The sequence below is a fragment of the Rhizobium sp. Leaf311 genome (genome assembly GCF_001423445.1).
Classification (GTDB): Bacteria; Pseudomonadota; Alphaproteobacteria; order Rhizobiales; family Rhizobiaceae; genus Agrobacterium.
This window is the reverse complement of the sequence record NZ_LMNZ01000008.1, coordinates 112,151-138,933: the sequence shown is the minus strand read 5'-3', so window position 1 is coordinate 138,933 and position 26,783 is coordinate 112,151. Positions and strand designations below refer to the sequence as shown.

General features: G+C 55.8%; 25 protein-coding genes. 13 read left to right on the top strand and 12 right to left on the bottom strand.

The window, feature by feature from the left end; translation table 11 throughout:
* Window positions 1-30: 30 nt before the first annotated feature.
* The 3 genes from ASF69_RS12595 to ASF69_RS12585 are packed head-to-tail and all read left to right on the top strand — an operon-like array spanning window position 31 to window position 3,003.
* Window positions 31-804 carry an aspartate/glutamate racemase family protein gene (locus ASF69_RS12595; RefSeq protein WP_062587970.1) on the top strand — a complete coding sequence of 258 codons (774 nt, stop codon included), beginning with the start codon at window positions 31-33 and terminating at the stop codon, window positions 802-804.
* Entirely contained in the window at window positions 801-1,577 is a 777-nt protein-coding gene (locus ASF69_RS12590) for an aspartate/glutamate racemase family protein (protein ID WP_062587968.1), read from the top strand. Before ASF69_RS12595 ends, ASF69_RS12590 begins: the two co-directional genes overlap by 4 nt.
* Window position 1,578: 1 nt before the next feature.
* Window positions 1,579-3,003, top strand: coding sequence for an MmgE/PrpD family protein (locus tag ASF69_RS12585; protein ID WP_062587966.1), 1,425 nt, complete (start codon window positions 1,579-1,581; stop codon window positions 3,001-3,003).
* Here the strand turns inward: ASF69_RS12585 and ASF69_RS12580 are convergent.
* Together ASF69_RS12580 and ASF69_RS12575 are read right to left on the bottom strand one after the other, a co-directional pair.
* Complete coding sequence (locus tag ASF69_RS12580) at window positions 2,989-3,756, bottom strand: GntR family transcriptional regulator (protein ID WP_082469713.1); 768 nt, start codon at window positions 3,754-3,756, stop codon at window positions 2,989-2,991. The two genes, ASF69_RS12585 and ASF69_RS12580, sit on opposite strands and share 15 nt — an antisense overlap.
* Before the next feature lie 60 nt (window positions 3,757-3,816).
* Window positions 3,817-4,749 (bottom strand): 3-hydroxyacyl-CoA dehydrogenase NAD-binding domain-containing protein, encoded by a 933-nt coding sequence (locus tag ASF69_RS12575; protein ID WP_062587963.1) that lies wholly within the window; start codon window positions 4,747-4,749, stop codon window positions 3,817-3,819.
* 401 nt (window positions 4,750-5,150) lie between these two features.
* On the opposite strand from ASF69_RS12575, the gene ASF69_RS12570 reads away from it, so the two are divergent.
* Complete coding sequence (locus tag ASF69_RS12570) at window positions 5,151-6,350, top strand: RhtX/FptX family siderophore transporter (RefSeq protein WP_244475464.1); 1,200 nt, start codon at window positions 5,151-5,153, stop codon at window positions 6,348-6,350.
* A gap of 93 nt (window positions 6,351-6,443) precedes the next feature.
* On the opposite strand, the gene ASF69_RS12565 is transcribed toward ASF69_RS12570, so the two are convergent.
* A complete protein-coding gene (locus tag ASF69_RS12565) occupies window positions 6,444-7,313 on the bottom strand; it encodes an AraC family transcriptional regulator (RefSeq protein WP_062588405.1) in 870 nt (289 codons plus the stop codon).
* A gap of 245 nt (window positions 7,314-7,558) precedes the next feature.
* On the opposite strand from ASF69_RS12565, the gene ASF69_RS12560 reads away from it, so the two are divergent.
* Window positions 7,559-9,817 (top strand): TonB-dependent receptor, encoded by a 2,259-nt coding sequence (locus ASF69_RS12560; protein ID WP_062588403.1) that lies wholly within the window; start codon window positions 7,559-7,561, stop codon window positions 9,815-9,817.
* 184 nt (window positions 9,818-10,001) lie between these two features.
* Here ASF69_RS12560 and ASF69_RS12555 read toward each other — a convergent pair whose 3' ends face one another.
* From ASF69_RS12555 to ASF69_RS12540, 4 genes are read right to left on the bottom strand one after another with little or no spacing between them, the layout of a single operon-like run.
* Entirely contained in the window at window positions 10,002-10,481 is a 480-nt protein-coding gene (locus ASF69_RS12555; RefSeq protein ID WP_062587959.1) for an ureidoglycolate lyase, read from the bottom strand.
* Window positions 10,478-11,524, bottom strand: coding sequence for an L-idonate 5-dehydrogenase (locus tag ASF69_RS12550; RefSeq protein WP_062587957.1), 1,047 nt, complete (start codon window positions 11,522-11,524; stop codon window positions 10,478-10,480). The genes ASF69_RS12555 and ASF69_RS12550 overlap by 4 nt, the downstream gene beginning before the upstream one ends.
* Window positions 11,525-11,557: 33 nt before the next feature.
* The gene (locus ASF69_RS12545) at window positions 11,558-12,328 is read right to left on the bottom strand and encodes an SDR family oxidoreductase (protein ID WP_062588401.1); all 771 of its coding nucleotides are present in this window, start codon (window positions 12,326-12,328) and stop codon (window positions 11,558-11,560) included.
* Between the two features lie 10 nt (window positions 12,329-12,338).
* Window positions 12,339-13,541 carry a mandelate racemase/muconate lactonizing enzyme family protein gene (locus tag ASF69_RS12540; RefSeq protein WP_062587955.1) on the bottom strand — a complete coding sequence of 401 codons (1,203 nt, stop codon included), beginning with the start codon at window positions 13,539-13,541 and terminating at the stop codon, window positions 12,339-12,341.
* Window positions 13,542-13,887: 346 nt separating this feature from the next.
* On the opposite strand from ASF69_RS12540, the gene ASF69_RS12535 reads away from it, so the two are divergent.
* The 7 genes from ASF69_RS12535 (at window position 13,888) to ASF69_RS12505 (ending at window position 21,027) form a co-directional block, all read left to right on the top strand.
* Window positions 13,888-14,880, top strand: coding sequence for a 2-hydroxyacid dehydrogenase (locus ASF69_RS12535; protein WP_062587954.1), 993 nt, complete (start codon window positions 13,888-13,890; stop codon window positions 14,878-14,880).
* Window positions 14,881-14,917: 37 nt separating this feature from the next.
* Window positions 14,918-15,721: a transporter substrate-binding domain-containing protein gene (locus ASF69_RS12530; protein ID WP_062587952.1), complete on the top strand. Its 804-nt coding sequence runs from the start codon at window positions 14,918-14,920 to the stop codon at window positions 15,719-15,721.
* A 70-nt stretch (window positions 15,722-15,791) separates the two neighbouring features.
* Window positions 15,792-16,496 carry an amino acid ABC transporter permease gene (locus tag ASF69_RS12525; protein WP_062587950.1) on the top strand — a complete coding sequence of 235 codons (705 nt, stop codon included), beginning with the start codon at window positions 15,792-15,794 and terminating at the stop codon, window positions 16,494-16,496.
* Window positions 16,496-17,149 carry an amino acid ABC transporter permease gene (locus tag ASF69_RS12520; protein ID WP_062587948.1) on the top strand — a complete coding sequence of 218 codons (654 nt, stop codon included), beginning with the start codon at window positions 16,496-16,498 and terminating at the stop codon, window positions 17,147-17,149. Before ASF69_RS12525 ends, ASF69_RS12520 begins: the two co-directional genes overlap by 1 nt.
* Window positions 17,130-17,861, top strand: coding sequence for an amino acid ABC transporter ATP-binding protein (locus ASF69_RS12515; protein WP_062587946.1), 732 nt, complete (start codon window positions 17,130-17,132; stop codon window positions 17,859-17,861). The genes ASF69_RS12520 and ASF69_RS12515 overlap by 20 nt, the downstream gene beginning before the upstream one ends.
* Before the next feature lie 135 nt (window positions 17,862-17,996).
* Window positions 17,997-19,571: a Re/Si-specific NAD(P)(+) transhydrogenase subunit alpha gene (locus ASF69_RS12510; RefSeq protein ID WP_062587944.1), complete on the top strand. Its 1,575-nt coding sequence runs from the start codon at window positions 17,997-17,999 to the stop codon at window positions 19,569-19,571.
* Between the two features lie 22 nt (window positions 19,572-19,593).
* Window positions 19,594-21,027 carry an NAD(P)(+) transhydrogenase (Re/Si-specific) subunit beta gene (locus tag ASF69_RS12505; RefSeq protein WP_062587942.1) on the top strand — a complete coding sequence of 478 codons (1,434 nt, stop codon included), beginning with the start codon at window positions 19,594-19,596 and terminating at the stop codon, window positions 21,025-21,027.
* Window positions 21,028-21,118: 91 nt separating this feature from the next.
* On the opposite strand, the gene ASF69_RS12500 is transcribed toward ASF69_RS12505, so the two are convergent.
* From ASF69_RS12500 to ASF69_RS12475, 5 genes are all read right to left on the bottom strand, one after another.
* Window positions 21,119-21,382, bottom strand: a complete 264-nt coding sequence (locus ASF69_RS12500; protein WP_062587940.1) for a hypothetical protein — start codon at window positions 21,380-21,382, stop codon at window positions 21,119-21,121.
* On the bottom strand, window positions 21,379-21,720 hold the full coding sequence (locus tag ASF69_RS12495; protein WP_062587938.1) for a hypothetical protein: 342 nt from the start codon (window positions 21,718-21,720) through the stop codon (window positions 21,379-21,381). The genes ASF69_RS12500 and ASF69_RS12495 overlap by 4 nt, the downstream gene beginning before the upstream one ends.
* Before the next feature lie 186 nt (window positions 21,721-21,906).
* Entirely contained in the window at window positions 21,907-22,869 is a 963-nt protein-coding gene (locus ASF69_RS12485) for an ABC transporter permease (protein ID WP_062588399.1), read from the bottom strand.
* 50 nt (window positions 22,870-22,919) lie between these two features.
* Window positions 22,920-24,431: a sugar ABC transporter ATP-binding protein gene (locus tag ASF69_RS12480; RefSeq protein ID WP_062587935.1), complete on the bottom strand. Its 1,512-nt coding sequence runs from the start codon at window positions 24,429-24,431 to the stop codon at window positions 22,920-22,922.
* Between the two features lie 124 nt (window positions 24,432-24,555).
* Window positions 24,556-25,488, bottom strand: coding sequence for a sugar ABC transporter substrate-binding protein (locus ASF69_RS12475; RefSeq protein WP_062588397.1), 933 nt, complete (start codon window positions 25,486-25,488; stop codon window positions 24,556-24,558).
* A 182-nt stretch (window positions 25,489-25,670) separates the two neighbouring features.
* Between ASF69_RS12475 and ASF69_RS12470 the strand changes: the two genes are divergently transcribed.
* The gene (locus tag ASF69_RS12470) at window positions 25,671-26,666 is read left to right on the top strand and encodes a LacI family DNA-binding transcriptional regulator (protein ID WP_062587933.1); all 996 of its coding nucleotides are present in this window, start codon (window positions 25,671-25,673) and stop codon (window positions 26,664-26,666) included.
* Window positions 26,667-26,783 lie beyond the last annotated feature (117 nt).

Here is a 26,783-nt window from a genome sequence, read left to right as displayed (position 1 = left end):
GCTGCATAAACAATTTACGAGGAGGACGTGATGAAAAAAGTTATGGTCATCGTACCGTTTCCCATGGGGCAGGAGGATCTGGCCCGCAGACAGGCGCAAATGAAGGCTGTCAACCTCGGCCCTGGCATCGAATTCCATTATCGATCCGTGCGGGTCGGGCCGAAGAATTATTCGAGCCAGCACGATATGGCGCTCGCCGATTTCTCGATCCTCGATGCGGGGCTCGATGCGGAGAAAGAGGGGGTTGACGCCGTTTGCATCGATACGATGTCCGATAGCGGCATGTCGATGCTGCGTTCCGTTCTGACGATACCTGTTATTGCGCCGGGTCGTCACTCCATGCTTCTGGCGCAGATGCTGGGCGAGAAGTTCTCGATCCTGATGATGTGGGATCGCTGGAAAATGCTCTACACCAAGACGCTCGGCGAACTGGGCATGGAGCACAAATGCGCCTCCATGCGCTCGATTGGCGTGACGCCTGATAACAAAAGTCTGCTTGCTGGCAAGGAAGATGAGGTTTTTCCGCTTCTGCTGCAAGCTGCAGAGAAATGTGTGGAAGAGGATGGCGCGCAGGTGCTGATCCTCGGCTCCACGACCATGCATGAGGCGCATTCCTGGCTCTCTGAGAGGATCGGCGTTCCCGTCATCAATCCCGGTCCGCTGACTTACAAGCTGGCATCGATTGCGCTCGACCTGAACCTCACCCACAGCAAGGCGACTTGGCCGACACCGCTTTCGCCCAAGCATGACATGATACGCGCCATCGGCGCGGCAGGCGCAGCCTATCTGGAGGGCAAGCAATGACCCGCATTCTCGTCATCGTTCCATTCGCTCTGGACGCTGAAGGTATTCGCAACCGCGAGGCTCAGTCAGGCTATGTGCCGTTGCCCGCGGATTGGCAGCTGACCTACAGGCCCGTCACCTGCGGGCCGACCTCCTTCATGTCTCCGCATGATTGGGGACTGATGGACCTTGCTATATTTGAGGCCGGATGCCGGGCGCAAGATGAAGGCTTCGATGCGGTCTGCATCGACACGATGTCCGACAGCGGAATGGTCATGCTCCGCTCGGTGCTTTCAATTCCGGTCATCGGCGCAGGCAAGGCATCGATGCTCTATGCCTTGACGCTTGGCGGGAAATTTTCAGTGCTTGCCCAGTGGGCGCCAGCACTGCCGCGATACCGAAAGGCAATCCGTGAATATGGCTTCGACCGGCAATGCGCCTCGGTGCGCAGTTTCGATCAGCCACCGGACTTCTCCAACCTGCTGGGCGGGAAGGAAGACAGCGTTTTCCCCCGGATGCGTGATGTCGCGATGCGGTGCATCGAAGAGGATGGAGCGGAAGTCATCTGCCTTGGTTCAACGACGATGCATCAGGCGGGAGAATACCTTGCAGCCAACCTGCCCGTGCCGGTCGTTAATCCCGGTCCTTTGACCTACAAGCTGGTCGACACCTTTCTTGCCTTGGGCCTTAGCCATGGCAGGCAAGTCTATCCGCCACCGGTCGAACCCAGGCTCGATATGCTCAGCGAGATGATGAAAGCGGGCGCGCAAGCCGAGCGCGCTGCGAAAGGCTGACATGGTGCAGAGTGCCGCCACAGCACTTGCGCGAGCCGCCGCATCGAGCAATTTCGGTACTACCGACAGCTCGGTGCGGGCTGCCTATCGCAACTTCATACTCGACACATTAGCCGTAATGGTGGCTGGAGCGGCGCATCCTTCCATCTCCGCAGCCCGGGCTGCCCTGTTTGAGACTGGCGGTAGCGGCAAATCATCTGCTGTTGGATTTTCATCGTCCGGGCCTGCCGGAGCGGCGGCGCTCGTCAATGGTATGGCGCTGACCGTGCTGCAGTTGCAGGACGGGCATCGCCGTGCCCGGGGTCATCCCATGAGCCATGTCCTGCCATCTGCTCTGGCTATAAGCGAGGAGACCGGCGCCTCGGCATCATCTTTTCTCAATGCGATTATCGCCGGCTACGAAGTTTCAGCGCGGATCGGCTCGGCTTTGGGTGGTATGCAGCCCCTGCTGCACGACACCGGGACATTCGGCTGCATCGGTGCGGCCGTGTCCGCTGCCTATCTGCTGGGGGAGGGACGTGATAGCTCTTCTCGCGCGTCGCTTATCGAGAATGCCATCGGCAATGCCGCTGCGGTCGCTCTCTTTCCGTTTCGCGATACCTGTATGGAAGGCGCCAGTGCACATCACCTGTTCGTAGGTCTCGGCGTGCAGAACGGTATTGTGGCGGCCAAGGCCGCAAAGGCAGGATTATTGCCGTCCAATGCAACACTTGAACGCTTCTTCGGTCCACGCGCGGGCGAGGCATTCGTCCCTGCGGTAATGCTCGAAGGAATTGGCGAAGACGGGAGTTGGTCTCACTACGAAATTACCAATGCCTATCTCAAATGGCACCCGGTCTGCGCCCATCTTGGTCCCATGCTGGATTGTATCGAGCTTTTGAGGGAGCAGTTGGGTGTCTTCGATCCGAGCGAGGTGGCTGAGATACGCGTCGAAACCTATGCAACCGCACTCCAATATGACTCTCCCAACCCTTCGAGTGATCTCGCCGCAAGATTCAGCTTTCGCCACGCTGCGGCATTGGCCATTTGTTTTGGCCCGCTAAAGCATGATGGTTTCGGACAAGAGAGACTGGAGCATCCAGAGGTTTTAGCACTCGTCGGAAAAATCAAACTTCAGGTCGACGAGCAATTTGACGCACTCTATCCCACCAATCGCCCAGCGCGTGTGCGCCTCATCCGCGTTGATGGAAAGACCGAAAGTGCCGAGGTTCTTGTGCCGAAGGGGGATGGAAACCAGTCGCTCTCACGTTCGGACGTTGATCTGAAGGCTCAGCGTCTCATTGATTCTGTCTGGGACAAGAGCGAGCGCGCCCAGTTGTTTGCCCTTGTTGACAGCGTCGAAGGAAATGTTCGCGACGATCTGGTGACGCAGTTGGGCGGCTTGCTCAGGCATCCATTGCGATTGGATGCGTCAATTGCCGAGTGAGAAATCCTTGCCGTCTTCCCGCTTGAGAGAGACGCGGTATTCGTAGCGATCCGCGCGATAGAATATCTCGGCTGCATAGAAGGGTTTGAGTTCCGCGTTGAAGAACAGCCGGTTCACCAGCATCAGTGGCGCACCGATGGGTATTTCCAGATGTTTTGCGGCGTAGTCGTCTGCGAGGGTCGCGGTCAAAGTCTGCTCGACCTGTTCCACCACGGTCCCGGTCTTTTGAACGAGATCGATCATATTCGTCGTTGCGAGATCGTTACGCTCCAGCGTTTTCCCAATTTCCGGCAGCAGGTAGGCTGTTGAGAGGGAGTACGGGCGGCGGTCGAGCGAGCGCACGCGCACAGCACGGACCAGCTCGGTCGTAGGAGCAACGCCCATTTGCTCGCAAATGCGGGGAGGCGCCTCTCCCATGTCGAGGCTTACAACCTTCAACCGTGTGCTTTTTCCAACGGCGTTCAGATAGCTGAACAGGCTGTTGATATTGGAAACGACGACGCGGTTAAGCTTGTTGTCCTTCGTGCGGTCCGTGACATAAGTGCCGCGTCCACGCGTGCGTGTTACGAGTCCTTCTGCCGTCAACATTTCCATGGCTTTGCGGATGGTAATGCGGCTGACTGAAAAGCTCTCGGAGAGTTCCGCCTCACTCGGCACCGGGACGTCAGCGGGATAGTAACCCTTGACGATTCGTTCACGCATCACTGCGTAAACCCGATGATAAAGTGGTGTGGGAGAATGTCGGTCAGGCATCAGGCAAGTCCACAGAAGTGAGCATTCGGCAACGATATAGGGTGAGAAACTTCGGTTAGTTCAAACACGCCTTCCGTGCAATGCGCGTTGCGCAGCAATCAAAGCGTCGTCCCGTAGGGCTTCAAGCCGCGCAACGTCCCTGCCTCTGGCTTCCTGTTCAATGCCTTCGACAAGTTTGCCTCGTGTGGCTTCATCAAGGGTCGGCGTACCCAAGTCTTTCCACCGCTTCTCCTGGCTCGGACCTAGATGAGAAAGGTAATGGGCAATTCCTCCCTCTCCGCCACCAAGATGGTAAGCCATGTGAGCGCCCACAACTGACCATCGCAGGCCGGGCCCATACACAAGCGCCGCATCGATATCGTCTACATCAGCAATATCTTCGGCCACCATGTTGACGGCTTCCCGCCAAAGGGCAGAGGAGAGGCGGTTGGCAATGTGGCCGATGGCTTCGCGCTTCAGTTTCACCGGGTAGCGTTCAACCGTTCGATAAAAAGCCGCCGCGCGTTCGACGCGGTTTTTATCGCTGCCGAAGAGCTCGACAAGCGGCATCAGATGCGGCGGATTGAACGGGTGCGCGGTGATCAATCGTGACGGATCATCCATGCCTGCGCTCAGTTCTGACCAGACAAGCGATGAGGTGCTTGAAGCAATCGTGACGCCGGGCGGTGCGTCCTTTTCAATGGCGGAATAGAGCTCGCGCTTAAGGGGAACGTCCTCAGGAGCATTCTCCTGAACCCAGATTGCGCCAGCGACCGTCTCTGCCAACGTTTCGGTCACGGTCAGCTTGCCAGAAAGTGGCAGGCTGGTCGCGATCTCGGCAACTTGGCCCATGGCCAAACTGATGCGATCTGCAATTTGCGCACGTCCCGCGACCGAAGGTTCAAACAGCGCTACGTCATATCCATGGGCAAGAAAGAGAGCCGACCAGCTCACGCCAATCAGCCCTCCACCGACTACAGCAACGGTTTTGTCGTTTCGTGTCACGTCGTCCATTCGCCTTGCCCTGCCATCTTTCGTCTCAACGGCGACAGTCGCACAGCACCGGACAAGGTGCAAATCAAAAGATTATAAGGTTATGCCATTTATACCATTTGCGGCGCTTGTTGGGCGGATCGCATTCGCGGCCTTTTGTTGCAGTCGTGCGTGGATGCCATCTTCGAAAGATTGTTCGTTATTGTCCAAGCCGGGTTCGCTCCAATCCAAGCTTGTTTTGCCATCTCGAAATAAATATGAACCTCATTCTCCTGTTTGAATACCGGGATGCGGGGGTTCAACACGCCCAAGCTCTTAAAAAGGCTAACGCATCGGCGGACTAACAACTCGGTTGCTTAATGGTCAATATCGACACCCTCCCAGACGTTCCGGTTTTGGCATCGCCTTGGGAACGGCGATTAATGGGAGTGCTTGGTGGATTATATCTCGCGCAGGGAATTCCAACCTATCTCATGCTCGTCGCCTTGCCTCCCATCATGCGTGAGAGTGGCGCATCGCGCACCGCAATCGGTCTCTTTTCGCTTTTGATGCTGCCGTTAATTCTGAAATTCCTTGTGGCGCCGCTGGTGGATCGATGGTCGCCCTGGCCGAAACTCGGGCATCGCCGGGGATGGATCGTACCTACCCAGTTCTTGGTCAGCGCGGGCATCGCCTCTATGGCGCTGGTGGAGCCTGATAACGTTGGCATCCTGTTTGCGATCTGCATTTCCGTAACGGTCGTGTCGTCCATTCAGGATATAGCGACGGATGGTTATGCCGTGCGTCAATTGACCGATAAGACACGCTCCATGGGCAACGCTGTTCAGGCGGGTGCCGTGGCGCTTGGGGTGATTATCGGTGGTACCACGGCACTCGTTATCTTCCATGTTGCGGGCTGGCAAACGATGATACTGCTTGTGGCTCTCCTCTCCCTGCTGCCATTGCTGGCAGCTGTGGTGATGCAGCCGGAACCGGTTGTGGACGATCGTCCCCGAACACCCGCCAGTCTTTTCGCCTTTTTCCGCCGCCCCAATGCATGGCTGATCCTCGGCTTTGCGCTGACCTATCGCGCCAGCGAAGGCTTGGTCAGAGGAATGGAGGGGACGTATATGGTTGATATCAAGGTGCCGACGGACTGGATCGGTTATCTTTCAGGCGGCGCTGCGGCCACCGCGGGTCTGGTGGGCGTTGCCATCGCTGCGCTTTTGATCAAGAAGTCCGGGCTGACCACTACGCTTGTGCTGCTTGGTGGGCTGCGGAGCCTGTGCTTTCTCGCCTTTGCGCTTAACGCCGCTGGTATCATGCCTGGCATCTGGGTTGCCTTATCGGCATCGGCCTTCCAGACGCTTATCCGCTATATGGAGCTTGTTGCGATCTACTCTTTCTTCATGAAGTCGTCATCGAATGACCAGCCGGGTACGGATTTCACGATCCTCGCCTGTGCCGAACTGATCATTTACATGGCAGGCGCTTCCGTTGCAGGTTTGATTGCAGACAAGCTGGGTTATCAGGCGCTATTTTCGATATCAACGAGCATTTCGTTGGCTGGAATGGCATTGTCCGTCTGGTTTCTGCGCAAGATTAATCGAGTTTCACAAGCAGGCGGCCCCGCTAGCGCATGATGATGCGCGACGTCTGTCATGCGCACCTTTGCATCGCTGCCGAATTTCGTCCTACGCGTGTCAACAATAATGACGCACCTGCAGCAACCAGGATTATGTTTCCGTATTTTTCTCGTTCATGCGCCTCAGATCGGTTGGACGCAGGCCATAGCGATTGCGAAAGGTTCGATTGAAGTAGGAAAGATCGTTAAAGCCAGCGCTGTAAACCATCTGACTGATCGGTTTGGATGATGTATCGCCAAGGATCATGGTTTTAGCCAGAACCAGACGTCTCTCCAGAACATAGCGGGAGAAGGTTGTGCCCGCTCTGCTCAAAATTTTCTGCACTGCGCGTGTGGATATGCCTTCGGCCTTTGCGACGTCAGTGATGGAGAAGGAACCGTCGGACAAATTCCTTTCGATAAGAGCCTTGATGGAATCGACGCGATTTTGCGGGACGTCCAATAGCGAGCTAGAGACATCCACCTGTTGGGCGAGTACCGGCAATAAAGAATAAAAGTGCGCCACCATCATGGTGGCATCGTTCTTGTCCTGATGCTCCTGCTGCAGAAGGTATCCTGCGTAATTGGTCAATAATTGCAATGGCAGGCATTGGGAGTCGAACTGTCGGAAAAGCAAACGATCAAGAACGTTCTTTAGTGGCGCAACAGCTGCTTGGGGTAGATGGGCACAATCAAATCTCCCGCCTTCTGGAAGCACCATTTCCGAAGAAACGTCCGCAGGAAGCAGGATGACGTCGCGTTGTGCCAATTTAAAAGTCTGCTTCCGGTGGTGCACGATAAGCGGCCCATCCGTCGCACGTACGATGACTATTCCCGCTGTTCCTGTGCCATTTGAGGTGAGCGTCAATGGGGTCTTCGGCAGGTAGAGCGTCGCGAGCGAGAGATCGACGTGTTTCCAGAAAAGGCCGGTGACCCCGGCGAGATCGCCACCGTCAACCGTGATCGTTGCTTCACCCAGCATGTCCAGCAAAATCGTGCGGCAAATAAGCCTGCTTTCGGCGTCGGCAAGCGAAACAGTCCCGATCTTGAGAGGACGAATTATCTCCATCTGGATGGACCCGTCTTTTCTGTTGATGTTCGCAATTGTCCAAAACCTGTTCGTTCACATCCAAGCACTTACAATTCTTAACCCATAAAACATGATAAAAATAGTCGCGTATTTTGCAGCTGTCTGCTGCAAATGGTTTTTATGCATTTGGGGGCAAAATGAACAGATATTGGAACTTCGGTGTGAGCCTTTTCGCTCTGGCCGCTGCGACCGCGCAGGCACAGGACGCCACGGATGCGAATGACGCGGGCGGTGGTTCCTCGGTTCTCGAAACAATCGTAGTAACGGGTGGTCGGACGCCGCAACAGATTTCGGAAACCGCCAAAACGATCTACGTCGTTGAGAGCGACGAGATTTCAACGCAGGCGAATGCCGGAAAGTCTGTGCAGCAGATTCTTGCGGACAGCATACCAAGCTTCGACGCCGCGAGCGATGGAGCAAGAACGTCCTATGGCCAAAACCTGCGTGGTCGTACCGCTCTGGTGCTCATCGATGGCGTGTCGATGAATTCCGCACGTGGGTTAAGCCGGCAGTTCGACTCGATCGATCCCTTTAATATTGCCCGCATCGAAGTTCTGTCTGGTGCAACCTCCATATATGGCGGCAATGCGACGGGCGGCATTATCAACATCATTACCAAAAAGGGCAAAGACGCTGAGCCGGGCCTTCATAGCGAGGTTACAGTCGGGGCTGAGAGCGGATTTGCAGGGAGCCAGGATTTCGACCGTTTCGCGAAGGGCGCCGTAACGTACAACGCAGAAAACTGGGATGCCCGTATGTCCATTTCAGGTGATCGCAGTGGCGCCTATTATGATGGCAGCGGCACGATGGTGACGCCAGACATCGTTCAAACGTCCACGGCCTTCAACAAGCGCGTTGACTTCATGGGGTCTGTTGGCTTTCAGATTGATGACGCAAGACGCCTGGAAGTGTCCGGACAATATTATGACAGCAAGCAGGATTCAGACTACGGCCTCTATTACGGTGCCGGTCTCGGCGGCTTCCTGACCAGGAACCCTTCTCTTTTCGAAACGCGCGACGGATATAGCTCCGACTTCAATCCCCGTACGCAGCGCACAATGTTGAACGCGACCTATACGGATGACGATTTTCTCGGTCAGAAGCTTTTGCTGCAGGGAGCATTCCGCAAGGAGCGTATTTCGTTCAGCCCCTTCCCGGCATCCAACAGCTTTTCACCGCCATACGGTTTTTACTTTGGCGGAAGTGCGCAAGACACCGATTATTATTCCGGTAAAGCCGCTCTTGTCGCTGAACCCACCGACAAGCTGAAAATAACCTATGGTATCGATGCCGATCACGACGCACTGTCGTCGCATCAGAACGTATTCGATTACGCAACGGCTTCGTCCAGTGGCGGTTTGAACTTCGATACAATTGGCATCGCCGGCCTGTATCCTGAGATCAAAGTGTCCACCATCGCCGGATTTGCCGAAGCCTCATATGAGGCGACGGACAGACTCACCCTTAATGGCGGTGCCCGCTATCAATTTGTTCATACCAAAGTCTCGGATTTCGTTGGGGCTGGAGCGCAGGTTGGAATCATACAGGGCAGGGGCACATCGGCCGACACGATCCCGGGCGGCAGCGTCGAATATGACGACTTTCTGTTCAATGCCGGTGCGACATACAAGATTTCCAACACGCAGCAGGTCTACGCGAACTTCAGCCAAGGCTTCGAACTGCCCGATCCCGCGAAATATTATGGCGTCGGCACCTATAGCCTTGTTGGCGGCAGGTACGTTCTCGGCGACAGTGTGAATGTTGCCGACTCTGCCTTGCAGGCAATCAAGACGAATTCGGTAGAGGCCGGATATCGTTTTGACGACGGCACGTACACGGTTGAAACAGCTGCATTCTATTCGCTGTCAGACAAATCGATCACGTTGGATCGTACAACGCTTGCAGTTAATGTCCTGAATGAAGACAAACGCGTCTATGGCCTTGAAGGAAAACTCGGCGCCAAACTCGACCATGGCTTCGATGTCGGCGTTCTCGGACAGTGGGTCCGCACCGACGTCAAGAGCAATGGTGACTGGAGGACGGCAACAATCCAGAACGCAAGTGTTTCAAAACTTGGCGGCTATGTTGGCTGGACGAATGATGCATTGAGCTTGAAGCTGACGGGACAGCATATTTTTGACCTGACCGACGCCCAGAATTTCAAGATTGATGGCTATACGCTCTTCGATCTCACGGGTGGCTACAAATTCGAAACGGCTAGCACCACCCTGAATTTCGGTATCCAGAACCTGTTCGATACCGACTACACAACGGTTTGGGGTTCTCGCGCCAAGGCTCTATACGGTGCCTCCGTTGGCCAAGCGGTCGGCAACGAAATTTTCGACTACAAGGGACGCGGCCGCACCTTCGCCGTTTCGCTGACAAAAGTTTTCTGATCAACGATCAGGATGGCATTGTACTTAGAGGCAATGCCTCCGGGCGCTCGTCTTCGGGTTGGGCGCCCGGCCTTTTCTTTATTATGCATCACTTGATGAACGGCCAGCAAAGATGTCGACCGCTTTTGGCACTCAGGTTCATGATACCGCGGCGATCATTTGACCGCACGGCACATCTCTCAAATTACCCGGGAATGCTGATTGAAACCGGTTTCACCAACTCGTAAATAACCGTGTCATCGCCCCGTCCTGTCTGGCGCATGGTCATGGCAAACAGGCCCTTTGCGCCAATGGGCGTCAGGAGATGGTGCAGCACGCCTTGGCGATAGGTGACGATCTGGTTCGGCTGGGCGATGAACGCCTTGATGGATGAAACATCTGGCGTTCCATCAGATGCTTTTTCGCAAACCACGATCATCGATGGCGTTGAGTCCAACGGCAAAAATGTCTGGTTTGAGTAGGGGTGGATCTCCAGCTGCGAGACTTCTGCACGTTCTGCGATACCCTTCATGCGGACGATGTTCAAGACAGGAAGTGTGGCTTCCTGCGCACCTTCGTAGGCTTGGGTCACAGACAGCTGGGAGCTGATATCTCCCGTTTCTGAAACATATCCGAAAGGGGCAAAAGCCTCTGCTGTGAGTTGTTGGGCGACGATGTCGGTCATGCGTGGGTATCCTGAAACTTAAGTTGAACCTTCATGCTTTGTGAACGGTCGCTCGCGAGCTCGAAGGCGTCGCGAGCGTTTTCAAACGGCACTGTTGCGCTGATCAGCGGTTTGACGTCGATCAGGCCGCGCCCCATCAAGTCAACTGCTTGGGCGAACTCCTCGTGGAAGCGGAATGTGCCCTTCAGCTGCAGTTCCTTTGCAACAAGCAGATTGATGGGGAGCGTCATCTCTCCACCCAGGCCCAATTGAACGATGGTGCCGCCGGGCCGCAGGACATCGAGGGCGGACACAAGTGCGGACTGATTGCCGGATGCTTCGAACACGACGTCGAAGACGCCCTTTTCCGCTTTGTATGGCTCAAGTCCTGCTGGATCGCGCAGGACGTTGACCGCTTCATCCGCTCCGATATGGGCGGCGAGTTTTAAGGGTGCATCGGCGACATCAGTAACTACGATGTGCGATGCGCCCGCGAGCCTTGCTACGAGGACGCCCAGCATTCCAATTGGCCCCGCACCGGTAACAAGGATCTTTTTTCCAAGCAGAGAACCAGCCTGACGTGCGGCGTGCAGACAAACAGCCAGGGGTTCCGCCATCGCGGCTTCGCCCATGGTCAGGCGATCTGAGATCGGCACTGCCTGCGACGCATTAACGGCGACGGTCTCTCGAAATCCGCCCTGAATATGGGGCGTGCGCATTGCACTCCCCATGAAGCGCATGTCGATGCACTGGTTTTGCATTCCCGAAAGGCAATAGCGGCACGTGTTGCATGGGCGCGATGGATTGACGGCAACCCGCATTCCCGGAACAAGGTGAGAAACGTCACCACCCGTTTCCACGACGACGCCGGCAAATTCGTGGCCCAAGGCCATTGGCTCGCGCACACGGACCGTGCCGAAGCCGCCGTGATGGTAGTAGTGGAGGTCTGAACCGCAGATTCCCCCGGTCACGACTGCCACTCTCACTTCGTCCGCCAGGATCGGCTGTTCCTGTACGTCTTCAATGCGCAGGTCTTTTGGTGCGTGGATGATGACACCTCGCATGGTCTTATCCTCCCGATAAGTTGGCAATGGGGCTCAGAGAACCGCTAACATTCCGCCGTCGACATAGATGATCTGGCCATTGACGTAGTCAGACGCAGATGAGGCGAGGAACACGGCTGTTCCAATCAACTCCTCGGGTCGCCCCCACCGCCGGGATGGTGTGCGTCCCTTTACCCAGGCATCAAATTCCGGGTTGTCGATCAGTGCCTGATTCATGTCGGTCAGCATGTAGCCGGGGCCGATGGCATTGGATTGAATGCCATGCTGCGCCCATTCCGCCGCCATGGCCCGGGTCAGCATCTTCACGCCGCCCTTGGCCACCGTGTAGGGTGCAACCGTGGCGCGGGCCAGTTCGCTTGTCAGGGACCCGATGTTGATGATTTTTCCGTAGCCGCGTGGGATCATCCGCTTGGCTGCTTCTCGGCCAATCATGAAGGCGCTGGTCAGGTTGGTGTCGATCACCCGTTGCCAATCAGCGGTCTCAAGTTCGACCATCGGCTTGCGGAACTGGATACCGGCGTTGTTGATGACGATGTCTATCTCAATGCCCGACGCATCGAAACGGCTGAAAGCCTCCAGTATCGAGCTTTCTGATGTTACGTCGAAAGCCGCGGCTTCGGCGGAGTGGCCGTTATCAGAAAATTCCTTTACCGTTTGTGCAACGCGCGAAGCATCGGTTCCATTGATGAGAAGGCGCGCTCCCGCATTCGCCAGACCCTCTGCCATGGCCCGCCCAAGTCCGCGCGACGATCCCGTTACGAGAGCGGTGCGCCCGGACAGATCGAAAATTCCAGATTTTGTCATGTTCATCTCCTCAAAGGGCGCTGCGCCGAACAGTCAGGTCCGTCCGTTCGAAAACCTGTGGCAACAGCTCGGTGCCAAGTCCCGGTCCTTCCATCGGCAGAACGTAACCGTTCTCAATCACCGGAACATTGGTCACCAGTTCGCTGTACCAGCCGGTGTAAAAGGCGCGCACCGACTCCTGGATCATTGTATTTGTCTGTGAAAACGAGGAGTGAACGGCTGCAGCATAGGCAACGGGGCCGGTGCAGTCATGCGGTGCGTAAGGGCGGTGATACGTGTCGGCGAGGGAAGCGATCTTCCGACCTTCGGTCAGGCCGCCCGTCCAGACGAGATCGGTCATGACGATTCCGATAGCGCCAGATTCCAGCATGTCCTTGTAGGGAAAGCGGGAGCCCAGTGTTTCGGATGCGCAAATTGGCACGCTTGTTGATGCTGCAAGCTCCGAGAGTGCCGATACGGAGTTCATTCTGATCGGGTCTTCGTACCAGGTTGGATCGAACGCCTCCAGTTCCCGTGCAATTCTCTTGATGGTCGGCAGGTTCCACAGGCTGTGAAATTCGACCATGATCCGCATCTGGTCTCCGACGCGCTTGCGAATCTGCTCGAATGGCTTGATGGCCGTGCGCAGCTGTTCACTTGTGATATAGCGACCGTCATTCTCGATGGCAGCGGGGTCGAAAGGCCAGATTTTCATGGCCGAAATACCCTGTTCCAGCAGGTTTTCCGCCAAAGCCCCGGCGTCCGTCATGAAGCCCTTAAGGTCCTCATACGGGCCTTCGGAATTGTCACGGAAGTTCCATGTATCGACCGGCTTGATCTTGTTGGAGCGAACATAACCATAGCCCGCACAGGTGTTGTAAACGGGAATGCGATCATGACACAGGCCACCCAGCATCTGATGGACGGGCTGGTCGCAGACCTTTCCGAAAATATCCCAGAGTGCCAGATCGATAGCCGATGCTGCCCGGTATTCGGCACCCGTGGACGCTTGTGCCATTGGTAGATTGACAAGTTCTCTCGCATGGGCCTCGATGCGTAACGGGTCCTTGCCAAGCAGTCGACCGGCGAGAACGTCATGGATATGCGCTTCCACCGAGCCCGCACCATAAAATGTCTCGCCAAGACCAATGTGTCCCGCATCCGTGTGGACGCGCACCCATAAAACATTGGCGAACTCTTCCGTCCGCAAGGTTTCTATTGCGGTTATCTTCATTTGAAATTCCTCCCATCCGGCTGAAGCCAGACCGATCCCACCCGTGGGCCGCGCTTCAGGCCGCCTTCGCCGCGACAATAATATCGCTTGTAATATTTCACAACATATTTTATGAGTTTTCTCAAGATGGAGGAATGAGCGTACGGGGAGGTCGTTCATGGCACAGAGACAAATCATGTTTAGGCACGTCTTCAACCTCACCGCGCTGCGGTTTGCAGGTGAGGCAAACTTTGCCGGCACCTACCTTCGCCACATGATGAGCGAGACGGATAGGCCGGGCCTCCGGTCGTTCGCGGCCTGTGCTGCATCAAATTTAAGGTTCTAGAATTCCAATTGGGGGGTGCTTATGTCGCCACGGATCATATTCCATGGAGAGAATGCTGCCAGTTTCAGCAGCGATTTCGCCAGTCTCGTTCAACGTGGAGCGGAGATTGTTCTGCTTCCAGACGTCCTTCAAACCGAGGATCAGCGTCAGGCTTACCGGCAGGCAGATGTGATTGTTGGCGTCAAGTTCGACGCATCTCTGCCCACACCGGAAAAGCTTCAGCTGTTTCATGTGCCGGGTGCGGGCTACGATCCCGTTAATCTGGAAATGATGCCTAAAACCGCCACGGTCTGCAATTGCTTCGGCCACGATCCGGCCATTGCGGAATATGTTTTTGCGGCCATTTTGAACAGGCACGTGCCGCTTGTCGATGCGGACCGCAGATTGCGTCAGGGCGACTGGGCCTACTGGTCTGGCTCTCCAGACAGGCTGCATGACGAAATGTCTGGAAAGACAATTGGTCTTTTGGGTTTTGGGCATATCGGCAAGGCCATTGCCCGTCGGGCAAAAGCCTTTGATATGCGTGTCAGCGTGGCAAACCGTACCCGTGTTGATGTTTCAGAGCTGGTGGATGAATCCTATTCGCTGGACCAACTCGGAAACTTCTGGCCGTCAGCAGATTTTATCATTGTTTCAGTGCCATTCACCGCTTCTACGCAGGGAATTGTCGGCCAGAGCGCCTTTGCCGCGATGAAGCCGAGCGCCGTTGTGATGAATGTGGGTCGTGGTCCGACCATTGATGAAAAGGCTCTGTTCGATGCGTTGAGCGAGCGTCGCATTGCAGGTGCAGTCATCGACACCTGGTACGCCTATCCAGGCCCGGGCGAACCGAACCGACTGCCCTCGGCACTACCGTTTCACGAACTGAACAATGTCGTGATGACACCGCACATGTCCGGCTGGACAAGCGGCACGGTTCGCCGTCGCCAGCAGACAATTGCGGACAATATCAACCGGCGGCTGGAGGGCCGTGAATGCGTCAACATCATTCAGAGGGCGCAATTGGAACGTTGATGACTTGATCAATAGCTCAATCAAAAGGGAGAGAGTGATGAGCTTCTTTAGAAATTTGAGAACAGCAGCAGCCTTGGTGGCCGTGTGTGCGGGTGTTTTGACCAGCGGATTTGCGAGTGCGCAGACCGTCGACGAGATCGTCAAGCGCGGCTCGGTGAAGATTGGTGTGCTTGTTGGCGCGCCTCCATTCGGCTCCGTAGATGCCCAGGGCAATGCCGTTGGCTATGATGCTGATGTGGCTGCGCTGGTTGGCAAGTACATGGGCGTTCCTGTGACAATGGTTCAATTGACGCCGCCTTCGCGTATTCCAGCGCTGGAATCCGGCAAGGTCGATTTTCTGGTTGCGACGTTGGCGCCTACGCCCGAACGCGCCAAGGTGGTGATGTTTACCAACCCTTACAGTGCATTCCAGGTCGGTATTTACGCCCATAAGGATACGGCCATTTCCAAGTGGGAAGACCTCAAGGGCATGACTGTCGGCGTCAATCGCGGATCAAGCGTCGAGAGGGAGTTCGTCAATCGCGAGAAGGAGCTTGGTCTGACGATCCTTCGGTTTGACGATGACGCCACCACCATGCAGGCGCTTTTCTCCGGCCAGGTCCAGGCAATCGCGGGACCTGACGCGCAGGCAAATGCTGCCATGCGTCTGCGCGGCGATACGACCAGTGAAGTCAAGTTCATCTTCCAGGTCCAGCCCAACTCCATGACGGTCCGCAAGGACGCCTACGACCTGCATCAGTGGCTGAACAACACGATCTACTACATCAAGCAGAACGGCGAACTGGATGCCATCGCCCGCAAATGGGTCGGATCGCCATTGCCGGTACTCCCGACTTTCTAAGTCGGCCTGACGAACGTCCTCGCGCGCCTGATCGGCCGCGAGGACGGGATTACCGGGAGGAAGTAATTTCATGAATTTCTCACTGCATTTCGAATCCGTCTTTGCGGAATCCGATCTCATCATGCGTGGCATTGCCTTGACCATTGGTCTTTCCGCCACGGCTATTGCGCTTGGTACCTGTGTTGCAATCCTGCTTGTCGGACTGCGGCATCTGGGCAATGGTGCGGTGCGCTTCGGGGTGGACTCCTATGTGGAGTTGCTTCGCAACACGCCGTTTCTTGTCCAGCTTTTCATGATCTTCTTCGGCTTGCCGCTGCTTGGGCTGCGCATGTCCGGCACGCAGGCCGCGCTGCTGGCCATGACGCTCAATCTGTCGGCCTATGCGACGGAGATCATTCGAGCGGGCGTCGAATCCATCCACCGTTCGCAGATCGAGGCGGGTCTTTCGCTGGCACTCAGCCGCTTGCAGGTCTTCCGTTATGTCGTGCTGAAGCCATCGATTTCCAAGGTCTGGCCTGCACTGTCCAGCCAGTTCGTTCTCATGCTTCTGGCCTCCAGTATCTGCTCATTCATCTCAGTTCCCGAACTTTCCGGCGCCGCCTCGATCATCGAGCAGCGGACGTTCAGAAGCTTCGAAACCTACATCGTGGTCACGATCTTGTATCTGTGCATGGCACTCGTCTTGAAGCTTGTCCTGTTCTGGATCGGCTATCGTCTCTTCAACCGAAGGACAGTCGTCACCGCGCCCTTGGCCGTTGAAGGAGGGGTTGCCTGATGTCTACATTTGGTTGGCCAGAATTTATGTTCCTGGTGCGCTCCGCCGGTTGGTCCATTGTGCTTACGGCCATCGCGTTCGGTTTCGGTACCATCGCAGGCGGAATATTTGCCATCATGCGCCTTGCCCGCAGCTCCGTCTTGCGGACCATAGCGGCGGGTTACATCACCGTCATTCAGTCCATTCCGGTGCTCATGATCCTGTTCATGTCCTATTACGGGCTGACACTGTTTGGTGTCGAAATCCCACCTTTGTTCGCAGCGTCGATTTCGCTGTCTATATACGTATCTGCCTATCTGGCTGAAATCTGGCGTGGATCGATCCAGGCGGTTCCTTCGCAGCAATGGGAGGCCTCCGCCTCACTGGCACTGTCGAGATTCCAGCAGTACCGATACATCATCCTGCCGCAGGCCCTGCGCATTTCGCTGCCGCCGACGGTCGGTTTCCTCGTTCAGCTCGTGAAGAATACTTCGATCGTCTCCGTCGTCGGTTTCGTTGAACTCTCTCGCGCCGGACAGCTCGTCAACAACGCGACCTTCAAGCCGTTCCAGGTCTTTCTCGTCGTTGCCATCCTCTATTTCGCAATCTGCTTTCCGCTGTCGCGTCTAAGTCGCCATCTTGAAAGGGTTCTCCATGTCGGTCGTAGCCATTGACCAAGTCCATAAGCGCTATGGCGCGCTCGAAGTCCTGAAAGGTGTTTCTCTTACCGTCGAAGCAGGGCAGGTGGTCGCCATCATCGGGCGAAGCGGTTCAGGTAAGAGCACCATGCTTCGCTGTATCAACGGTCTGGAGCAATTCCAGTCGGGAGCGATTACGGTCGCTGGCCATCGGGTCGAGCAAAATCCGGCGAAGCTGCAGGAATTGCGCAAGGATGTCGGTATCGTTTTCCAGAGCTATAATCTGTTCCCGCACCTCAATGTTGGGCAGAACATCATGCTTTCGCCGCGGATAACGCAGGGCGTGTCTCATGCTGAGGCCGAGGCGCTGGCGCGCAAGGTGCTGGCCCAGGTCGGTCTGGCCGAAAAGTTCGACGCTTTTCCCGATATGCTGTCTGGCGGGCAACAGCAGCGTGTCGCCATAGCGCGCTCGCTGGCCATGCGGCCGAAAGTCATGTTGTTCGATGAAGTGACCTCCGCTCTCGATCCGGAATTGACGGGAGAAGTTCTTCTGGTCATGGAACAGCTCGCGAGAGAAGGGATGACGATGTTGCTCGTTACCCATGAAATGAGCTTTGCCCGCAGCGTGGCGAATGTCACCGTCTTCATGCATCACGGCAAGATCTGGGAAATGGGACCTTCCAAAGAGCTGTTCGAAAATCCACAGACAGCGGAGTTGCAGGCATTCCTCTCAAATGGTGTCAAATAACGTAGCGACACTGCCAATGTGACGGCAAGGTGTGGTTGACGATTTCGGAAAGACAAGATTGATTGCGGCATCAGTATTGTCTGGGCCGCTCTTCTTCGTGCGTCTTTTTGAGTGGCATTTTACCAAGGTTTAGAAATGAAAATTGGATCACCGAAAGAACAATATCCGGGAGAAGCCCGGTGCGCATTGACGCCTGACAGTGCCCTGCAGTTGCAGAAACTGGGTCACCAGTGTCTGGTCGAATCCGGCGCGGGTATCAGTGCGGGCTTTTCCGACGACGCCTTCAGAAACGCTGGGGTAACCATCGTTGAAACTGCCGAGAAATTATTCGCAGAAGCTGACATCATTGCAAAGGTCCGCCCGCCGGAGGCCGAGGAGCTCGACCGGCTGGATGCTTCCAAGACGCTGATATCGTTCTTTTATCCAGCCCAGAACAAGGAACTCCTTGAAGCGGCGAAGAGCACCGGCGCCAATGTCATCGCCATGGATATGGTGCCGCGCATTTCGCGTGCGCAGAAAATGGACGCTCTGTCTTCCATGGCCAACATTGCCGGTTACCGCGCGGTCATAGAGGCTGGCAACAATTTTGGCCGCTTCTTTACGGGTCAGGTTACGGCAGCGGGAAAGGTGCCTCCGGCAAAAGTGCTGGTCATCGGCGCGGGCGTTGCTGGTCTTGCCGCAATCGGTACTGCCACGTCCCTTGGAGCGATCACCTACGCGTTCGACGTGCGCCCGGAAGTCGCCGAGCAGATCGAGAGCATGGGCGCCGAATTCGTCTATCTCGATTTCAGCGACCAGCACCAGGACGGCGCTGCGACGGGAGGTTATGCCGCCCCATCTTCACCGGAGTTTCGCGAGAAGCAATTGGCGCGGTTTCGTGAGCTTGCCCCGCAGATCGACATTGTCATCACTACGGCCCTGATACCCGGTCGCGATGCGCCGAAGCTCTGGCTTGCCGATATGGTCACTATGATGAAGCCCGGTTCGGTCATTATCGATCTGGCCGCAGAACGCGGTGGCAATTGCGACCTGACGGTTGCCGATCAGCGGATTGTTTCGGACAATGGTGTTATCGTCATTGGTTACACCGACTTTCCAAGCCGTATGGCATCGCAGGCATCGACGCTCTACTCCACCAATATCCGCCATATGATTGCCGATCTGACGCCAGCGAAGGATGGGCAGATCGTCCACAATATGGAGGATGATGTTATCCGGGGCGCGACGATTGCCTATGCTGGAGACATAACCTTCCCGCCACCGCCTCCGAAGGTGCAGGCCATCGCCGCCGCAAAACCGAAGGCAAAGGCCAAGGAGCCAACGCCCGAGGAAAAACGCGCTCAGGAACTTGCTGCTTTCAAGACGCAATCGCGCAATCAGGGCATATTGCTTGCCGTGGGCACGGGCTTGCTGCTGCTGGTCGGTGCTGTTGCACCTGCAAGCTTTATGAGCCACTTCGTCGTGTTCGTCCTGTCCTGCTTCATCGGTTTCCAGGTCATCTGGAATGTTTCGCATTCGCTGCACACGCCCTTGATGGCGGTAACGAATGCCATCTCTGGAATCGTCATCCTTGGTGCGCTCCTTCAGGTCGGATCGGGAAATTGGCTTGTGGTGATCCTTGCAGCACTCTCGGTGCTTGTCGCGACGATCAACATCGTCGGTGGCTTCCTCGTGACACGGCGTATGCTCGCCATGTTCCAGAAGTCTTGAGCATTTTAGGGGGAGCATCATCATGACAACTGGTATCGTTTCGGCGGCCTATATCTCTGCGGCTGTCCTTTTCATTCTTTCACTTGGCGGTCTTTCCGGTCAGGAAAGCGCGCGCCGCGCCATCTGGTATGGCATTGTCGGCATGGCGCTCGTGGTCATCGCCACCATCTTTGGCCCCGGCGTCGAAAACCTGTTTATCATCATCCTGATGATTGCAGCTGGCGCGGCTCTCGGGACCTATCTGGCGCGTCGCGTGCAGATGACGGAAATGCCGCAGCTTGTCGCTGCGCTCCATTCCTTCGTCGGCCTCGCAGCCGTGTTTATCGGCTTTAACGCGCATATCGAAGCATGGCGCTTTGCCGGAATGGATGCCATCGAGCGCTCGGGCCTTGTTGGCTTCGCAGGCATTCTTGCCCACAAGACACCTGTCGAACTCGCCATCATGAAGGTCGAGGTCTTCCTCGGTGTCTTCATCGGTGCCGTCACTTTCACCGGCTCCGTGGTCGCATTCGGCAAACTTGCCGGGCGGCTGGACGGCAAGGCGAAGAAGCTGCCTGGCGGGCACTTTCTCAATGCAGGCGCCTTGATCCTGTCGCTGATCCTGATGCTCATGTATCTGAACGGCGCGGGCGCGTGGACGCTCATCCTGATGACGCTGCTCGCCTTCTTCATTGGCTACCATCTCATCATGGGTATTGGCGGCGCGGACATGCCTGTGGTCGTATCCATGCTCAATTCCTATTCGGGATGGGCAGCTGCCGCGATCGGCTTTACGCTCGGTAATGACCTGCTGATCGTCACCGGCGCGCTGGTTGGTTCGTCTGGTGCGATCCTGTCTTACATCATGTGCAAGGCCATGAACCGCTCCTTCATCTCTGTCATTCTTGGCGGTTTCGGTGGCACGACAGGCCCTGCCATGGAGATTTCCGGTGAACAGCTGTCTATTGATGCCGATGGCGTTGCGGCTGCGCTCAATGATGCTGACAGCATCATCATCGTGCCGGGTTATGGCATGGCCGTTGCGCAGGCCCAGCAGGCTGTTTCGGAGCTGACACGCAAGCTGCGCGCAGCCAACAAGAACGTCCGCTTTGCCATCCATCCGGTCGCAGGGCGTCTTCCCGGTCACATGAATGTTCTCTTGGCAGAAGCCCGTGTGCCCTACGACATCGTTCTCGAAATGGATGAAATCAACGAGGACTTCCCGGAAACCGACGTTGTGATCGTTATTGGATCGAACGACATCGTAAATCCGGCGGCTCAGGAAGACCCCAACTCACCCATCGCCGGAATGCCCGTGCTTGAGGTGTGGAAGGCGCGTCAGGTCTTCGTGTCCAAGAGAGGGCAGGGTACAGGCTATTCCGGCATCGAGAATCCGCTGTTCTACAAGGACAATACGCGCATGTTCTACGGCGATGCCAAAAAGTCGGTCTCGGAGCTTCTGGCCAAGATCGACTGAGGTCGCGAAGGCGGAAAATCGACAAATAACAATGAGGCCAGACAGGATGTCCCGTCTGGCCTCATTTTGTTAAAAGCAATCGCGTAGCGCTTCAGTGAACCGCCGGTTCCTCGCCCTCGAGGAAGGTGCGGATCCCGTCCTTTTCGACAGTGGCGAGAAATTCTTCCCATGCGTTCTTGTCGGTCGCAAAAGGTTCGTCCCATGAGGTCACGTCGTCTTCCTCGCTGACGACCTCCATCTGCCAATCCTGCTGGGTCCCGGCAGGCCGGAAGATATCGACAAGCACGGTAACGCCGTCATCTTCGAACTCGCCTGAAAATTCCGAGTGCTCGATCTTTTGTTTCTTCGGCGTCAGCCACCTGCACCTGTCGGCGCATCCGGCGCCAAATGTTCGGGATATTGAACAGTCTGAGACTGATCGGTATCGAATTCGTCTGGTGACTTCAACAGCCTTACGCCTGGCCCACCAGCCGCAGACGTCTTGTTGTCGTCAATGAAGGAAATGCCAGAAGACTGCAAAAAACTGATTACAGCCCGCAGATGTTCATGCCCACCCTGGCGTAAATCTTCAATGTCCATGACGGCTTCGACAGGAACCTGTGACGACGCGGCAAGCGTTGCCTGCTCCATGCCAAGAAGCACCCGTGCCGCCGCAATCTGTCTGCCTGAAACCTGCTGGTCTTCGCTCATCATGGGGAAACTCTGGCTGCTGTTTCGTTGCGTGACCCAATCAGTTATCACCCAAGGCAAGATTGATCAACGAATGCCGAATGAAACTGCAAGTTTCGGGGGGGGGGCTCTGCGCGACCGCGACATCTTGCGGCTGCGCAGACTGAAACGGTATGCCCTCTATATCCGGCTCACCGTTTGAAGTTTGAGTTACATGGCAGTGATACGTTCGCGGTATTTATCGATAATGACAGCGAGGATGATAACGACGCCGGTAATCATCTGCCGCATGAAATCGCTTAGGCCAAACAGGATGAGACCGTTTGCAAGGACGCCAATAATCGCTGCCCCGAGCAAGGTGCCGATGACCGTTCCTCTGCCTCCGCTCAGGCTCGTTCCGCCTATAATGACTGCGGCAATGGCATTCAACTCAAAGCCGATGCCGATGATCGGGCTGGCGATATTCAGGCGCGCCATATAGACCATCGAAGCGATACCGACCAGCGCACCGGCAATCGTAAAGGCTGCAACCTTGTAGACCATGAGCGAATGGCCGGCGAGGCGCACAGCCTCTTCATTGTTGCCGATCCCGTAGAGAAGTCTGCCGAAAACGGTTTTTGATAGGACGAACCAAGCAACGACGACCAAAGCGAGCGCGATCAGAAAAACAACAGGAACGCCGTAAAACATCTTCGACCCAAAGGCGTTAAATGCCTGCGGGAACGAATAGATCGTGCGTGCGTCCGTCACTTCCAGTGCTGCGCCACGGGCAATGTTGAGCATGCCCAAGGTCACGATGAAGGACGGAAGCCCCCAGAAGGCACTGATCCAGCCATTCATGAAGCCGCAGACGACACCGGTGCCCATGGCTGCAAGCGTGGCGAGGCCCACGGCTTGCCAGACGTCGAGCTCTGGAATTGTCAGAACAGTTCCGCCAACCACCGCGCACAAAGCGAGCATGGAGCCAACAGACAGATCTATGCCGCCGATCAGGATAACAAAGGTCATGCCGATGGCGAGGATCAGATTGATGGTTATCTGGGTGAGAATATTCGAAATGTTATTGGGACTGAGAAAATGCTGCGTGCTGAACGAAAAGATAGCGATCAGGACAAGCAGGGCTATGCCGATCCCGGCGTCTCGCAGCACAAGCTTCATTGAAAATTTCCCCATGGGCTTCTCTTTGTTCCCTGCAGAGGGCGTGTTTCCAGCTGCGTCCATTTTCAATGCTCCGCCTTTCGCCGTTCGCCCTGATAGGCGTAAGTCAATATTTTTTCTTCGGAAAATTCCGGTCGCGCCACTTCGCCGACGACGCGGTGCTGAGACATCACGAGGATGCGGTCGCATAGCGTCATTAATTCGGGAAGTTCGGAAGATACGACCAGAAGAGCCAGGCCATCTTCTGCGAGACGGCGGATAAGGGCGTAGATTTCCGCCTTGGCGCCAACGTCGACGCCACGGGTCGGTTCATCCAAAAGCAGCACGCGAGGACTGCGTGCCAGCCACTTAGCCAGAACGACCTTCTGCTGGTTACCGCCTGACAAGGTCAGAACATTATCTGCGGGGCCACCATATTTGAGGCGCAGATCTGACCCCAGCTCACGTGTTACGTCGACCTCAGCATTTTTGTCGAGCAGACCGAATTTCGACACCTCACCAAGCGTAGCCAGCGTTACGTTGGCGCTGATTGCCATGGAGAGAATCAGGCCCTGATCTTTTCTGTCTTCCGTAACGAAGCCGATGCCTGCCTCGATCGCATCCTTCGGCGAGCGAAACGCCACAACTCTCTCATCACGGGTGAGCTGCCCGGATATAGGCAATTCCGCGGCTGCGATACCCCGCAGAAGTTCCGTTCGGCCGGAGCCTACAAGGCCTGCAATCCCTAGAATCTCTCCCTGATGCAAGTCGAAGGATATGCCATCCTCGTGCGGAGACTGGGCGTGGCGGAATTTATCAAGGGAGAGGACCACATTGCTTTTGGCGCTGGATGTGACATCGCTCGCCATCTCTCTTTGCAATTGCTTTCCAACCATACTGCGGACCAGCTCGTTCTGGTCGGTATCGGCAATCGCACTTGAAAACACCGTCATTCCGTTTCTGAGCACAGTCACCCGGTCACAGATACGGGAAATTTCATCGAGATGGTGAGATACGAAGATGATGGAAACGCCACGGACGCGTAGCCCTTCGATGATTGAGAAAAGTCGCTCGGTTTCTCGCGACGTCAGGGTCGCGGTCGGCTCATCCAGGATGAGAACCCTGCTGTCCGTCATCAAAGCACGGGCAACCTCCACCAACTGGCGGTGCGCGATGCCAAGCCGTTCGACAGGCCAGCGCACGTCGATATCGCTAAGCCCGATTGCATCTAGCGCGGCACGCGCCCGTTCATTCATTTCCCGTCGCTTCACCACACCGAAAGCGTTGCGCGGCAAATGTTCTATGAAAATATTCTCTGACACGGAAAGAAAAGGAAGCAGATTGAATTCCTGATGGACGACCTGCAAGCCGTTGGCTTTCGCGTCTCTTGGCGTCTGCGGCGCATAGATCTCTCCCGCTAGCCTGATTGCGCCCGAGTCGGGCTTCACGATCCCGCAAAGAGTCTTGATGAGCGTGGACTTACCCGCGCCATTTTCGCCAATGAGGCCATGGACTTCTGCGGCGTTGACCGAAAGGTTCACGCCATTAAGCGCAATGGTGCCGCCGAAGCTTTTTTTTATATCGTGCAGTTCAAGCATTGGCTTTTGCTCTGCACCCTCTTGTGAGGCGAGCAAAGTCACGCCGGATTGTGAGATTGTCACAGAAGACCCTCCGGAAATTGCCGCACCGGGTGTGTCCGGCGCGGCGGTGTATGGGGGTGTGTTACTTCACGTTGGCTTTTGTAACCAATTCGATGTCGGTCTTGATCCAGCCTTCAAGCTTCGGTCCACCGGCGACGACGGAAAGTGCCTTGTCAATGGCGTTCGCCGCCATCTGCGAGCCGAACTGATCGACTGTGCCGAGCAGCTTGCCATCCTTCAAGAGAGGAGCAACAGCCGGAACGTTGTCGAAACCGACGACCTTGATGTCCTTGCGGCCAGCAGCATCCAGAGCCTTGATGACGCCGATTGCCATGGAGTCATTGGCAGCGAGAACGCCCTGAATATCAGGGTGTGCAGTCAGCATGTTCGAGAAGATCGAATTGGCTTCTTCGGTTTCCCAGTGGGCTGTGCGCGAATCCAGAAGCTTCAGCTTGCCAGCTGCAATGGCATCGTCGAAACCTAGCTTGCGCTGGGCTGCGTTGTCCGCACCAGGGTTTCCTTCGATGATGACGACCTTTGCGCCCTCGCCAAGATCCTTAGCAAGCGCATCGCCGACCATCTTGGCGCCGGCGCGGTTGTCAGGACCGACAAATGCGAGGTTCACACCGGCATCCTTCTTAGCCTGTTCGTCCAGAGCGACGTCAAAGTTTACGACGGTGATACCGGCATCCATAGCGCGCTTCAGAGGAGCGACCATTGCGCGAGAGTCGGCAGGAGCAATAACGATGGCATCGACACCTTGGGTGATAAAGTTTTCGACGCCGTTTACCTGACTTTCGAAATCTGTCTCGTTCTGCATTCCGATCGCTTTGAGTTCATAATCGCCGCGCTTCTTGGCATGTGCTTCAGCGCCCTCAAGCATGTTCTTAAAAAAGTCATTGGCCAGTGACTTCATGACAAGACCAACCACAGGTTTGTCTGCAGCCGCTGCGATTGTGGGCAGGGCTGTCGTCAGTGAAAGTGCGAGAATTGATGCAATAGTGAAAATTTTCATGAACATTCCTCCGTTGATCCGATAGCCCTCCAGCCATCGGTGAAACGTTTCATAGGCTCTATGACAACGTAGGATTTTGGTAATGCCAAATTTTTGACACGTCAATATGAAACGTTTCATAAGGAATTAATTGATAAAGTCTTCACCCGCTGCAGCGGTATGTCGGTACATAGGAGTGAAGCTTGAAGCCGACTGTTAAAGACGTGGCACGTGATGCGGGTGTATCGATTGGCACGGTGTCGCGTGTCCTATCAAAGAACGCCACCGTCAACGCAGGCATCAGGCAGCGCGTTGAAGAGTCGATCGCGCGACTTGGCTACAGTCCTAGCAGTCTTGGGCGCAGCCTGCGGCTGAACAAATCCGATATCATCGCACTGGTGATTCCCGATATCACCAATCCATTCTTTGCTGATCTCGCAAAACATCTCGAAGTCCTAGCATCAGCGGCAGGCTATTCTGTGTTGCTTGCCAATACCCATGATGACCCGGAAGCTGAAAAGACCCAGGTTCAGAGCCTGCTTGGGCGCGTCCCAGCGGGAATTGTAATTGCTCCCGTCAGCAACAGTTTTGCAGGTGAGCGCCTATCGAAAGGTGTGGCCTGTGTCACCGTCGACCGCCCGCTTGCAGGCTATTCCCTCGTATCGGTGGACAATGTTGAGGGAGGACGTCTGGCTGCCGAACACCTGCTGGAACTCGGCCACCGACGCATCGGCTACATCGCTGGCCCAAGCACCACAGAGGTTTCGCTTCAGCGACTTCAAGGTTTCCGCGATGAAATTGTTTCGGCGCAAACCCGGCTTGGCGGAGAGATTCAGTTTACGTCGGTAGAAGGCCATTTCGATTATAAATCCGGCGAAGAGATGGGTAGGCGTCTGCTCTCCGTTCCGGAAGAGATGAGACCGACAGCAATCGCGACCGCCAACGACCAACAGGCAATCGGGTTGCTCAGATGTTCACGGGACATGGGTATCCGCGTGCCGGAAGACCTCTCCATTGTTGGTTTTGATGATATACCACTCGCGTCCCTTGTTTTGCCTCGCTTGACAACAATCCGCCAGCCTGTTCAGCAAATCGCGGAAATCGCCGTGCGCGCAGTGCTGGAGCAGCGATCAATCGACGGGCCCATTCTGCTTCCTCCCAGCATCATAACAAGAGAATCAACTGCGTTTTTATCCTGAGCGCGGCCAGCTTTCCAAAACGGCTGCGTTGCGTGGACACTGAACCGTTTGCATCAAGACACTCTGGCGCCGGACTTTGCCTCGACGGTGATTGCCGCCATAAGATCGGAAACCTCA